A 12805-nucleotide genomic window follows, 5' to 3' on the forward strand; every position below is an offset into this window, starting at 1 on the left:
GTGGGTATCGATCTCTCAATTATCTGGTTTACCATCATCATCTTCGCCACCCTGATGTATATCATCATGGATGGTTTCGATCTCGGTATCGGTATCCTGTTCCCGTTTAATAAAGATCCTGTTGAACGCGACATGATGGTCAACACCGTCGCCCCGGTATGGGATGGTAACGAAACCTGGCTGGTGCTCGGCGGGGCGGGGCTGTTTGGCGCATTCCCTCTCGCCTACGCCGTGATCACTTCTGCGCTCGCCGTCCCGCTGACCATCATGCTGATCGGCCTGATTTTCCGCGGCGTGGCCTTTGAGTTCCGCTTTAAAGCGACTGAAGAGCACCGTCCTTTCTGGGATAAGGCCTTTATCGGTGGCTCTTATGTTGCCACCTTCAGCCAGGGCGTGGTGCTGGGTGCCGTGATTAATGGCTTCGAAGTGACGAACCGCACTTACAGCGGCCCGGCACTGGCCTGGCTGACGCCGTTCACGCTGTTCTGCGGTGTGGGTCTGATTCTGGCCTATGCCCTGCTGGGCAGCACCTGGCTTATCATGAAGACCGAAAACGAACTGCACCGTAAAATGACGGCGCTGACCAGACCGTTGCTGATTGCCCTACTGGTGGTGATGGCCATCGTCAGTATCTGGACGCCGCTGGCTCACACCAACATTATGCATCGCTGGTTCACGCTGCCTAACCTGTTCTGGTTCCTGCCGGTACCCTTACTGGTGCTGGCCGCCGCCTGGGGCCTGTGGCGCTCATTGCTGCGTCACGCGCACTACACGCCGTTCCTGCTGACGCTGGCGCTGGTGTTCCTGGGCTTCACCGGACTGGGTATCAGTATCTGGCCCTATATCATCCCGCCGTCCATTACTATCTGGGATGCCGCCTCACCGCCGCAGAGTCAGGGTTTTATGCTGGTCGGTGCCCTGCTAATTATTCCGGTCATTCTGGTGTACACCTTCTGGAGCTATTACGTGTTCCGCGGCAAAATCAAGCCGGATGAAGGCTATCACTGAGGATCTGAACGCGAGTTTCAGATCAGGAGGGGGGAGTTATCCCCCTCTTTTTTGTCCGTTACTGACGTTTTCATTCATACTTTTACACATAAGAGCCACGGTAAAGCCCACCGGATAGTCTACGCTTAAAGTCGTTACAGGAAATCATGCCAACAAAAGGAGGCACAATGAGTCTGTTTGATAAAGCGAACGATAAAGCACAAGAAGCTGTCGGCAAAGGTCAGGAAGAGTTTGGTAAAGCCGTAGACTCGCCAGAGCATGAATTCAGAGGCAAAGTGCGTCAGCAGGCCGCCAAAGCCTCCTACGCCGTTGATGACGCCCTGGACTGTGTGAAAACGAAAACCCAGGAATCACCGCTGGTTTCTCTGGTGATTGCTGCCGGCGTTGGCTTCCTCGCGGCCAAAATATTCGGCCGCCGTTAAGCTTTCAAAAGCCGTATCGGAACGCCCCCAGTGGGCGTTTTTTTATATCTGTCATACAGGATTTTCACCGTCGCATTAAACATTGAAACGGAAGACATGAGTTGTGATGTACTGATTAGGCAACGTCATTATCCTGATGGTTAATCGCAGAACGAGGTGAAATCATGGAAAGAATATCACATCTGAAAAAGTGCCTGTATGCGGCGGGTATTACTGCCCTGCTTATCTCCAGCCATGCCCAGGCAAGAAAAGGGCCTCTGCTTCCTCACTACCATGCTGCGCCCGCAGATAGCCCTGCCACGGATGCGAACGCTTATAACATTCCCGAAGAATACAGTAATAATAAGCCACAGCCGCTGATGCGGGGCGATGGTTTTAATTATAACCTCTATTACAACTACCGCCTGACACCCCATCTCATTCTACGGCCCAACCTGCAACAAACCACCAAACCCGGTTCGGTGAGTGACGACGCCCATCTTTTCGTCGGTGGACTGAGCGCCGGTATTAACTTCTGATATTGTTAATACCCGTTTGCACGCCGGCAAAACGGGTATTTTTCCGCCCCATTCTCTCGCAGACATATTTGCTAATCTTCACTGTCACTTTTATACAAATAAATAATCACGCTAAATATTTTCAGCACAAAAATACACTCCCCGCTATTCGCACACATGGTGTCATAGCTTCCCGGCCATGAATTACGTGCGCCCGGGGACGAAAAAGCATTGTACCTCAAACAATCTGTACGGCTTTCTTATCATGAGAGAGCCACCAGGACTCGTACAGATAAATAATAAAAAGGCGAAAAACAGTGACAAATAAACACGTATTTAAACGTAAAATTTCCCCTCTTCTCTACAGCAGTGCCCTGTTACTAGTCTCTACGGTGGCTAATGCCGATATGGCACCTCTTAGTATGGATTCGGATTATTTATTTGGTGACTGGGGTGGCTACCGTAGCGAACTGAAAAAGGAAGGCGTCGACTTTCAGGTAAACTACACCATGGAATCCGCCAGTAACCTTGCCGGGGGCTATAACACCTCTACCACTGCCCGCTATACCGATCAGTGGGCCTTTGGCACCAGCCTCGACCTGGAAAAGCTGCTCAACTGGGATGATACGCAGTTCCAGTTCACCATCACCAGCCGAAACGGGCGCGACCTGACCCAGCATATTAACGACCCGCGTACCGGAGGCCTGTCCTCGGTACAGGAAGTGTGGGGCCGGGGCCAGACCTGGCGTCTGACACAATTCTGGGTTAATAAGGGCTTCTTTGACCATCTGGTCGAGATCAAAGCCGGTCGCGTCACCACAGGTGAAGACTTCGACTCATTCGACAGCAAGTTCGAAAACCTGGCCTTTGGTAGCGGTCAGCCAGGCAACTGGCGCGGCGACCGCTGGTATAACTGGCCGGTATCGCAGTGGGGAGGACGGATAAAACTGAACCTGCCGGATGATATGTTCTTCCAGGCCGGTTTCTATAATCAGAACCGGAATAACTATGATCGCGGCAACGGCTTCTACCTTGACGGCAGTCCGTCGCTGGGGAATATGGTGCCATTTGAATTTGGCTGGAAACCCCTGCTCGGCGCGAACAAACTGCCGGGCAACTACCGTATCGGTGGCTACTACTCTTCGGTGAATGGGGATAAATACGCCAGCTATCGCAATGGTGGTTACGGCAGACAGGCGAAGGCGTACGGGGGTTATCTGCTGTTACAACAGCAGATGACCGCCACTGATGGCGATGTCAACCGGGGGCTTGGCCTGACAGTACAGGCTGTGATGAACGATCATAAAACGTCGAAAACGGATAATTACCAGGCCGTAGAGCTGACCTGGAAAGGCCCTTTTGCCACCCGTGCGCAGGATGAGATGGGTTTTGGCGTAGCGCGTATTCACGTCAACAGCGACTACAGTAAAATGCAGCGGGGCACCAATGAGTACAACGGTGAGTACGACGACCGCAGCCCGACCTACCTGCCCATTCAGCACGGTTCAGAATGGAACTACGAAGTTTACTACAACGTTCACGCCACTCACTGGCTTGACCTCCGTCCCAGCCTGCAGTACGTCGCGTCACCCGGCGCCGTCTCAGGCGTTAAAGATGCCTTCATTGGTGGTCTGAGCGCCAATGTGAATTTCTGATGTTGTCGGGGCGGGCACGGTGTGTGGCCCGCCCTTAATGCTTAAGCTTATACGGCTATTTCAACTGAACGCGCGCCGTATAGAATCGCCGGGCGGCCAGATAGCCCGCAATCATCGTCGACAGGCTGGCCGTTCCCAGTAGCATAAAAGTGACCATAATTTGATACTTAATCGCTTTTACCGGATCGATACCGGCAAAGATCAGGCCGGACATCATACCAGGTAAACTCACCAGACCGACTGTTTTTGCGGCATCCACGGTAGGGATCATTGCAGCGCGGATACTGTCGCGCAGGATAGCCGCCGAAGCCAGCTTCGCACTGGCCCCGAGACTGAGCATCTCCTCGACCTTCTGACGATTATCACTGAAGCGCTGATTAAGATTGCTGAAACACAACCCCACCGCCACCATCGCATTACCGGCGATCATTCCCGATATCGGGATGACCTGCATGGGGACAAAGGCGATCGCGCCACTGAGTAGCAGAATGGTCAGCGTCAGCGTCGTTCCACCGCTCACCGCCACAAACGAAATCAGGAAGCCTCTGTCGATCGACCCGCTGCGTTTTTTCGCATTCAGCGCCGCATTAATACAGATAAACAGCACCATCAGTCCGGTCAGCCACTGATTATTGACGTCAAAAATATACTTGAGCACAAAGCCGACGATAACCAGCTGGATGACAGCCCGCGTCACGCTCCAGAGAATATCTTTTTCCAGCCCGAGTCGCTCTTTACGGCTGACCAGCATCGCAATCACCACCAGCATCAGGGCCATCGCCAGGGAGGCATTGGTAATATTATGCTGATCCATGCCGGCCCTCCTGCCCGTCGGGACGCAGCGTGATACGACGCCTGCCATCATCGGCTTCATGGCTGTCGTGGCTGATCCAGATTGCCGCCACGCCGTTGCTCACCTGCTGGTTAATTATCGTCTGCACCGTCAGCTTATTCGCCTCGTCCAGCGCACTGCTGATCTCATCAAGCAGGAGGATCTCCGGAGGAAACTGCAGATGACGCAGCAGCGCCACTCGCTGTTTCTCCCCGCCGGAGAGCTGCTCAACCGGCTTATCCAGCATCTCTTCTGAGAGATTGACGCGCCGCAATTCACGGCCCAGATGCTGCAGGTCAACCGCCTGCTGGCGGATCTGATACGGCAGGGAAAGATTGTCGCAGACTGTGCGGCCAAACAGCTGGGGCGTCTGAAACACACAGGAAACCCGCTGCCGATAGGGTTCAGGTTTCAGCGCAACGATCGGCTGGCCGTGAAATAACACCTCGCCCCCGGTCGGCTCAAGCAGTGAGGCAATAATTTTTAACAACGTGGTTTTACCGGCTCCGGATGGCCCGGTCAGCCAGAGGAATTCACCGCGCTGAAGTTCAAAGGACACCGGCGCTAACAGGGTTTTTCCCTGGCGTACAAAACTGACCTCCCTGACCTGCAGGAGAGGGGGTAACGCATTCATGTGATCAACCAGACTCTGAGTCAATAATCGGATGATAATAACATTATCTGCGGCTGTTTTTCCCCGGAGAGAAAATCAGTAACAGCCCGCCGAGGATCAGCAAGGCCCCCGCCAGCTTGCCCCACAGAAAGGGTTCATTCAGCCCGGGCAGCCAGAGCGCGCCCAGCCAGACCAGCAGATAACTCAGACTTAACAATGGATAGGCCTGGCTTAGGGGAAGCCGCTGCAGGGCGAGCACCCAGCACAGCATTGACAGTCCGTAGGCCACCAGTCCACCTGACAGCGCCAGCACCGGCCATGAGAGCGTAAAAAGTGTGTCAACAAACAGTCCGGTCTGCCCCAGCGGGGGCAGTTGCACCATGGCCCACTTCAGCAACAGCTGTGCAGCGCTGACCAGCAGTACGCTGCAAAAGGCAAAGAGCCATCCCATCAGGTATAGCTCCCCATTACCGCCACGCCGCCCACAATCAGTGCAATGCCCAGCGCATGCCGCCACGGGATTGTCTCCTTCCACAGCCAGCGGGCGGCAAGAGAAACAAAAATAAAGTTAAGGCTGAGCATCGGGTACGCCACGCCCACCGGAACCGTTTGCAGCACACGCAACCAGACCAACAGCGCGATACCAAGCAGTATGATGCTTACCGCCAGCCAGCCATACAGCCCGCGACGGCAGTTCTGCAGAGTGGCCTGCTTCTGACACAGCTGGCCACCACAACTCAGCAGACTGGCCAGCACAATCAGTAGCAGGTTCATGGCTGCTGACGGTAGAAGTAGAGCAGCATTCTGCCACGCTGGACGATACGATCGGGCGCAGGGATCCCGGCATCAATCTGCCGATCCTCACCGGACAGTTTCATCACCAGCGAGACGTTACCTTGACGACGGTGCTGACGTAGCCACGATGCAAAATCAGAGGTGGTCACCAGCCGATCGGCTCCGTTGGCGTAACCTAAACCGTATTCAAGTTCCCCTGGCTGATCTAACATCCGGATATCACTTCGTTTCAACGACCAGCCCAGCGCCGACGCCATGCCGGTGTTATTGGCCAGCACGAAGCGGCTCTGCTGCAGCTCATGGCTGATATCGGTAATAAAAGGCTGTGGCTGCTTAGAATTCATCACTTTGTCCGGGATGGCCGCCCCGACCACCAGTGCCAGACCAAGAGGGCACAGTGCCGCCAGACGCCAGTGTTTAGCATCCCCGACCAGGCTGGCCGCCCCCACCAGCGCCCAGAACAGAAATGCCGTGCTGCCCAGCAGGACTTTAATCAACTCATGGTGGGCATACACCGGGTGCTTCGCCAGCCCCCAGGGGGCCATTACCAGTAGCATCGCCAGTAACAGTACCGTTCCCACCAGCAGGTTGATTGCACCATTAAGTTTAAACACGCGCCGGCCGGACGATGCCAGCGCCATCGCATAATGGGCCAGCAACATCGCCAGTGGCGCAAAACAGGGCAGAATATAGGTCGGAAGTTTGCCTTTGGCCATGCTGAAGAACACCAGCGGCATCACCACCCAGCCCAGCAGATACATCGCCCCCTGGGCCCCCTGCCGCTCACGCCAGGCCTTCCACAGCGCCCCTGGCAGCAGCCCCAGCCACGGTAGCGTTCCTGCAATCAGTACCGGTACGTAGTACCAGAATGGCGCTTTATGCTGGGCATTACTCTCTGCAAAGCGCTGGATATGCTCTACCCAGAAGAAATAGCGCCAGAAATCAGGCTCCTGCCGGGCAATGCTGACTGACCAGGGAAGCGAGATAGCAACGGCGCTCACCAGCGCCAGCGGCCCGAACAGCATCAGCTCTTTAAAGCGCCGCTGCCAGATCATCCACGGAACGATGGCCACGACCGGCACCGCCAGCGCCAGAAAGCCTTTCGTAAGAAAACCCATACCGCAGGCCAGGCCCAGCAGCAGCCAGCCCGCCACTTTCTTACGGCTACTGCCCCCCTCCCCGACCAGCCAGAAGCTGCACATGGCAGCCGTCAGCCAAAGGGTGATCATCGGGTCGAGCACGGCATAAGTACCGATGCTGTATACCAGCATACAGGTGAGGAAGATAACAGCCGACAGCACGGCTGTGGCCCGGTCTCGCCACAGGCGCATCGCCAGCCAGCCGATCAGCAGCGCGCTGAGTGAGACGGAAAACACGGAACCAAAACGCACGGCAAAATTGTTGTGGCCGAATAGCCACTGACTGATGTTATTGATCCAGTATCCGGCAATCGGCTTTTCGAAGTAACGCAGGTCCAGAAAGTGAGGCACCACCCAGTTTCCACTGAGCAGCATTTCACGGCTGATCTCGGCATAACGCACCTCATCCGGCTGCCACAACGAGCGAAACTCAAGAGGGATCAGATAATAGAGCACATACAGTACGGGCAGTAATAACGCATAACGGGTGGTTTTCATCCGCAATCACTCGACTGGTTGCTGGCATCCCAGCCAGCCTTCACGGCCGGGGAGACTACCCCGGACAATCTTACCCGTCGGCAGCTGCGACAGGTCCTGCGGCAGCAGTTCGCTCAACGGGCAAAAGCGAATACCCCGGCGACGCGCATCGGTCAGCAGCGCATCAAACATTTCCGCCAGCACGATCCCTTCCGCTTCCGCGTGAATGGTGTAGACCGGCACGCCGTGCTGGCGGGTGATTTCATCGAGGATAAAGGCGTTGTAGTCCTGACGGGCAACCCGCGTGCCCACCACTTCATCCCAGGTGGGTAACGTCACCGGGATCTGCACGGTGCCCGTCCGCCCGTCCGGTAGCAACGGCAGAAAAGGCGCAGAACCGCGACAGTCGCTGTTATAACGGAAGTTGAAAGGTTGTCTGGCGGCGACCACCTGACCATCGGCCCGCCAGCCCGCCGCCGCCGAACAGGTCACCGGCTGCCCTGTCAGGGCAGTCAATGCGTCCACGCCCCGACGGATTTCTTCACTCAGCTTCTCCGCTGACCATACACCTGCCCAGGTTTGCCAGGCAAAATGATCCCAGGCATGGAGGCCAATTTCATGGTGTTCAGCGGCCTGTCGGATGACGTCTGCCTGACCTACCCCAATACACCGGCCAGGCCAGGCCGTCCCCGCCAGCAGGATATCCCAGCCGTAAAGCGAGGCGGCATTTGAACGCAGCATCTTCCACAGAAAGCGCGGTTTCAGCAAACGCCAGAGATGCCGCCCCATATTGTCCGGGCCGACGCTGAAAAAAAAGCTGCCCCGGGTTTGCTGGCGCTCAAGAATGGAGAGCAGGCGCGGCACACCGTCACGGGTGCCACGCCAGGTGTCTACATCAATGCGCAGACCGACGTTGATCATTCGGTCATCTCACCCGGTTCCACGGTTTGCAGGAAGAAGTCCAGCGTGGCGTCAATAGTGAAGTTCATCGCCACCTCAGGCGTCCAGTTCAGCAGGCGCTTCGCATTACGAATAGACGGTTTACGGTGCTCCACATCCTGATACCCCTTACCATAGTAGCTGCTGCTTTCCACCTCGCGAAAACCGGCAAAGGGTGGGAAACGGTCACGCAGAGGGTGACGCTCAAAGCTTTCCAGCAGCTGTTCAGCCAGCTCTTTAATACTGGCTTCATTGTCCGGATTACCGATATTGATGATCTGGCCGTCACAGTTCTGCTGCTTATTTTCAATAATCAGGAACAGCGCTTCAATACCGTCACGAATATCGGTAAAGCAGCGTTTCTGACGTCCGCCATCGATCAGTTTTATCGGTGAACCCTCGACCAGATTCAGGATCAACTGGGTGATAGCGCGTGAACTGCCAATACGGGCGGCGTTAAGATTATCCAGTCGGGGCCCCATCCAGTTGAACGGTCGGAACAGGGTAAAGCGCAGCCCCTCTTTTTCGCCGTAAGCCCAGATAACCCGGTCCAGCAGCTGTTTAGACACAGAGTAAATCCAGCGCTGCTTATTGATAGGCCCGACCACCAGATTAGAGTGGTCTTCATCAAAGGTCGCGTCCGTGCTCATGCCATACACTTCGGAGGTCGACGGGAAGATAATCCGTTTTTTGTACTTCACACAGTCGCGAATAATTTTCAGATTCTCTTCGAAATCCAGCTCAAACACGCGCAACGGGTTACGGGTATATTCAATCGGGGTGGCAATCGCCACCAGCGGCAGAACGACATCACATTTCTTAATATGATATTCAATCCACTCTGAGTGAATGCTGATATCCCCTTCAACGAAGTGGAAACGATCGTGACCGATAAAGCGACTGATGGCGTCGGAACCAATATCCAGACCGTAAATTTCAAAGTTATCATCGGCCAGCAGACGTTCAGTCAGATGGTTACCGATAAAGCCATTTACGCCGAGGATCAGCACGCGGGTACGACGTTTTACGGCTGCCGTCGGCTGGTTATGCAGCAGTGCCCCCGCCACCAGACCCAGCGTTTGCGCAAGCTGGCTGCCCTGCATATAGACGCCGCTGTCGCTTTGCCCGGTCACCACTTCTAACGCCCCATCGGCGCAGGCCACGACAAACGGTGAGACGGAAAGCACCGTACCGGGTTTTGCGGCTGGCCAGTCCTGGCGTATCTGCGACTGCCAGAGAATAAACTTCGCACCTCCCACATAACTGAACGCACCAGGCCAGGGGTCGGTCACTGCCCGCACAAGGTTATGTACCCGTTGCGCCGGCTGATGCCAGTCAATGCGACCGTCTTCCGGTGTACGCCGTCCAACATACGTTGCCTGGCTCTCATCCTGCTGAACCTCAGTGAAATCACCGCTCCGCAGGGCGGGCAGACTGCGCGTCAGCAGCGTTTTGGCGCTCTCGCACAGCTTATAATGGAGCGTCAGCGCATTGTCTGCTGCGGTAATAGCCACCTTTTCACGAGCGATAATAGCCCCGGCATCGGCACGTTTTACCATGCGGTGCAGCGTCACACCGGTTTCCTGTTCCCCGTTCACCAGCACCCAGTTAAGGGGAGCGCGTCCACGGTATTTCGGCAGCAGCGAGGCATGAAGGTTAAACGCTCCCACGCGGGCGGCAGTCAGGATCTCGTCGTTCAGCATCTGACGATAGTGGAAGGAAAAAATCACATCCGGTTTCATCTCGCGAATGCGGTCAACCCACAGCGGATGATTCACCTCTTCAGGAGCATAAACCGGTACGCCGAGCTGCGCTGCACTGCGCGCGACCGAACCGAAAAAGTGATTTTCGTGAGGATTATCCGCATGAGTGAAAATCGCGCAGATGTCAAAACAGGCTTCAGCCAGCGCCTGGATGCCAGCGCATCCCATATCATGGTAGGCAAAAACGACGGCTTTCATGATGATTTATCCTGTGTGGAGTTGGCGTCGTGGCTCACAACGCGCTGAATAAAATAGCGGGGACGGGCTCGCACATCGTTATAGATTCGCCCGATATACTCGCCAAGCAGCCCCATACCAACAAACTGTGCGCCGACAAAAATAAACAGGACGGCAAACAGCATAAAGACCCCTTCTGCTGCCCACTCCGGGCCAAAAAACAGGCGCAGTACGATGAGCAGGAGGGAAATAGCAAAACCCGCCAGAGCAATCACGCTGCCAAAGACGCTTAACAGGCGCAGCGGCGTGGTAGTCAGGCAGGTGATCAGGTCGTACATCAGGTTAATCAGCCGCATCAGGCTGTATTTCGAATCACCAAACTCGCGTTCAGCATGGTGCACCGGGATCTCCGTCGCACGGCGGGCAAAGGTATTGGCAAGGACCGGAATAAAAGTACTGCGCTCGTGGCAATGCAGCATGGCATCGACAATGTGGCGGCGGTAGGCGCGCAGCATACAGCCGTAGTCCCCCATCGCTTTGCCGGTGGTGCGCTGGATAAGATGGTTAATCATGCGTGAGGCACACTTACGGAACCAGCTGTCCTGACGGTTCTGCCGGACGGTACCCACGACGTCAAAGCCCTGAAGGGCCGTCTCCACCAGCCGGGGGATCTCCTCCGGGGGATTTTGCAAATCGGCATCCAGCGTAATGACCAGATCGCCGGTGACGTGGCTGAAACCCGCCATAATCGCTGAATGCTGGCCGTAGTTACGGTTGAGCAGCACCGCCACAATATGGCTGCCAGGGGCTTCGGCCGCCGTGACCAGCATATCGGCAGACGCATCGCTACTGCCGTCATCCACCAGCAGGATTTCATAGTCCATCGCCAGCTGCGCACAGGCCTCATCCGTTCGACGGATCAGCTCGGGCAGGCTCTCCTGCTCGTTATAGACCGGGATCACCACGGAGACTTTGTTGATTGGTTGTTCGGTCATGTTATTTCCTCACCAGCGCATGCAGTGCCGCAATGACGCGGCTGACATCTTCATCGGTCATGCCCGGAAACAGCGGAATCGAGCAGATACGCTCTGAGTTCCACTCCGTATGCGGCAGGCTCAGGTGAGGAAAACGTTCGCGGTAATATTTTTGCGTGTGTGCGGCGCGGAAGTGCAGACCGCTACCGATCCCCTGGTCCTTCAGCGCCTGCATCAGAGCGTCGCGGTTCAGGCCACACCGTTCAGAATCAACGCGCAGAATAAACAGATGCCAGGCATGCTGATGCGGCCAGCTGGGCGGCGTAAGCGGCAGGAAGGGCGTCGTCGAAAGTTCATCAAGGTAACGCAGTGCAATCTGTTCGCGGCGGGCATTGTTCGCGGCCAGCTTATCCAGTTGCACCAGCGCAATCGCCGCATTAATGTCAGCAAGATTGTATTTGAATCCCGGGGAGATCACTTCGGCCTGCGGCGCACGGCCCTGAGTCTGACGGTCAAAGGCATCCACGCCAAGACCGTGAAACTTCAGGCTGCGCACACGATCCGCCAGCGCCGCATCGTCTGTCACCACCAGGCCGCCTTCCGCACAGCTCATATTTTTAATCGCATGGAAGGAGAATATCGCCGTTCCCCGGTCTCCGACGTGCCGCCCGCGATACGTGGTTCCTGCCGCGTGGGCCGCATCCTCGATAACGGCAATACCGTGACGCTGACCCAGCGCACGGATGGCATCAGTGTCAGCCGGAGCACCGGCATAGTGCACCGGAATAATGGCTTTGGTACGCGGTGTGATAGCTGCTTCAATCCGTTCCGGAGTCACCATCAGCGTATCGCGATCCACATCAATCATGACCGGCGTCGCCCCCAGCAACACGATCATATTTAACGTCGAAACCCAGGTCAGTGAAGGTGTGATCACTTCATCACCAGGCTGGATGCCCAGCGCCATCAGCGTGACGTGCATCCCGGCAGTGGCTGAACTTACGGCAATGGCGTGCCGGTTACCGGTCAGCTGGCAAAAAGCCGCTTCAAGCTGCTGATTTTTGGGCCCGGTGGTGATCCAGCCTGAGTGCAGAACGTCTGCGACAGCGGCCAGTTCCTCTTCCCCCATTGCCGGACGCGAGAAAGGCAAAAAGTCTGACATTGATTACATCCATTAAACAATTAATATCACGAATGATTTTTCAGAGCAGGCCAGGCGGTACGCCCACACCTGATCCTCTACGGCATTTCATCCCCTGACCACCTGTCAGAGGACAGACCTTTCTTTACGCTTTAGTTGACCAAAAAAGCGCTATAAACGCCCATTAAGCGCTCTGAAGGCGCAAAAAGAGCTTACCAACATCCATATACATAGACCTTAAATGAAAATACTTAGGGGAAGATTAAGATAATGCTACCGCTGCGGGATTAAATCAGTCTGGTTTAAGAGGGGTTTAGCTATAAGCGGCGTGGAACAAAAAACAAACTAAGAAAAAACGTAAATATAAAAATAT

Annotated in this window: 13 protein-coding genes; 4 read left to right on the plus strand and 9 right to left on the minus strand. The window is 55.5% G+C overall.

Annotated elements, in window-relative coordinates; translation table 11 throughout:
- From cydB to K6L24_RS15580, 4 genes are all read left to right on the plus strand, one after another.
- Positions 1–1008, plus strand: a complete 1008-nt coding sequence (gene cydB, locus K6L24_RS15565; RefSeq protein WP_062745273.1) for a cytochrome d ubiquinol oxidase subunit II — start codon at positions 1–3, stop codon at positions 1006–1008.
- 167 nt (positions 1009–1175) lie between these two features.
- A complete protein-coding gene (locus K6L24_RS15570; protein WP_062745270.1) occupies positions 1176–1430 on the plus strand; it encodes a CsbD family protein in 255 nt (84 codons plus the stop codon).
- 164 nt (positions 1431–1594) lie between these two features.
- Positions 1595–1948, plus strand: coding sequence for a carbohydrate porin (locus K6L24_RS15575; protein ID WP_062745267.1), 354 nt, complete (start codon positions 1595–1597; stop codon positions 1946–1948).
- Positions 1949–2334: 386 nt separating this feature from the next.
- The gene (locus K6L24_RS15580; protein WP_222682337.1) at positions 2335–3582 is read left to right on the plus strand and encodes a carbohydrate porin; all 1248 of its coding nucleotides are present in this window, start codon (positions 2335–2337) and stop codon (positions 3580–3582) included.
- A 55-nt stretch (positions 3583–3637) separates the two neighbouring features.
- On the opposite strand, the gene fetB is transcribed toward K6L24_RS15580, so the two are convergent.
- Genes fetB through arnB form a run of 9 tightly spaced genes read right to left on the minus strand, consistent with a single transcriptional unit; the run spans position 3638 to position 12453 of the window.
- Positions 3638–4396 carry an iron efflux ABC transporter permease subunit FetB gene (gene fetB / locus K6L24_RS15585; RefSeq protein ID WP_137268665.1) on the minus strand — a complete coding sequence of 253 codons (759 nt, stop codon included), beginning with the start codon at positions 4394–4396 and terminating at the stop codon, positions 3638–3640.
- On the minus strand, positions 4383–5048 hold the full coding sequence (fetA, locus tag K6L24_RS15590) for an iron efflux ABC transporter ATP-binding subunit FetA (protein ID WP_222681629.1): 666 nt from the start codon (positions 5046–5048) through the stop codon (positions 4383–4385). The genes fetB and fetA overlap by 14 nt, the downstream gene beginning before the upstream one ends.
- A gap of 43 nt (positions 5049–5091) precedes the next feature.
- A complete protein-coding gene (gene arnF, locus K6L24_RS15595) occupies positions 5092–5478 on the minus strand; it encodes a 4-amino-4-deoxy-L-arabinose-phosphoundecaprenol flippase subunit ArnF (protein WP_187510028.1) in 387 nt (128 codons plus the stop codon).
- On the minus strand, positions 5478–5801 hold the full coding sequence (gene arnE, locus K6L24_RS15600) for a 4-amino-4-deoxy-L-arabinose-phosphoundecaprenol flippase subunit ArnE (RefSeq protein WP_222681630.1): 324 nt from the start codon (positions 5799–5801) through the stop codon (positions 5478–5480). Before arnE ends, arnF begins: the two co-directional genes overlap by 1 nt.
- A complete protein-coding gene (arnT, locus tag K6L24_RS15605) occupies positions 5798–7459 on the minus strand; it encodes a lipid IV(A) 4-amino-4-deoxy-L-arabinosyltransferase (RefSeq protein ID WP_062745252.1) in 1662 nt (553 codons plus the stop codon). The genes arnE and arnT overlap by 4 nt, the downstream gene beginning before the upstream one ends.
- A 6-nt stretch (positions 7460–7465) precedes the next feature.
- A complete protein-coding gene (gene arnD / locus K6L24_RS15610) occupies positions 7466–8359 on the minus strand; it encodes a 4-deoxy-4-formamido-L-arabinose-phosphoundecaprenol deformylase (protein WP_187510026.1) in 894 nt (297 codons plus the stop codon).
- On the minus strand, positions 8356–10338 hold the full coding sequence (gene arnA, locus K6L24_RS15615) for a bifunctional UDP-4-amino-4-deoxy-L-arabinose formyltransferase/UDP-glucuronic acid oxidase ArnA (protein ID WP_222681631.1): 1983 nt from the start codon (positions 10336–10338) through the stop codon (positions 8356–8358). The genes arnD and arnA overlap by 4 nt, the downstream gene beginning before the upstream one ends.
- Positions 10335–11312, minus strand: coding sequence for an undecaprenyl-phosphate 4-deoxy-4-formamido-L-arabinose transferase (gene arnC / locus K6L24_RS15620; RefSeq protein WP_222681632.1), 978 nt, complete (start codon positions 11310–11312; stop codon positions 10335–10337). The genes arnA and arnC overlap by 4 nt, the downstream gene beginning before the upstream one ends.
- Position 11313: 1 nt before the next feature.
- Positions 11314–12453 carry a UDP-4-amino-4-deoxy-L-arabinose aminotransferase gene (gene arnB / locus K6L24_RS15625; RefSeq protein WP_118664481.1) on the minus strand — a complete coding sequence of 380 codons (1140 nt, stop codon included), beginning with the start codon at positions 12451–12453 and terminating at the stop codon, positions 11314–11316.
- Positions 12454–12805 lie beyond the last annotated feature (352 nt).

Source organism: Erwinia persicina, from assembly GCF_019844095.1.
In the GTDB taxonomy this organism is placed as follows: domain Bacteria; phylum Pseudomonadota; class Gammaproteobacteria; order Enterobacterales; family Enterobacteriaceae; genus Erwinia; species Erwinia persicina.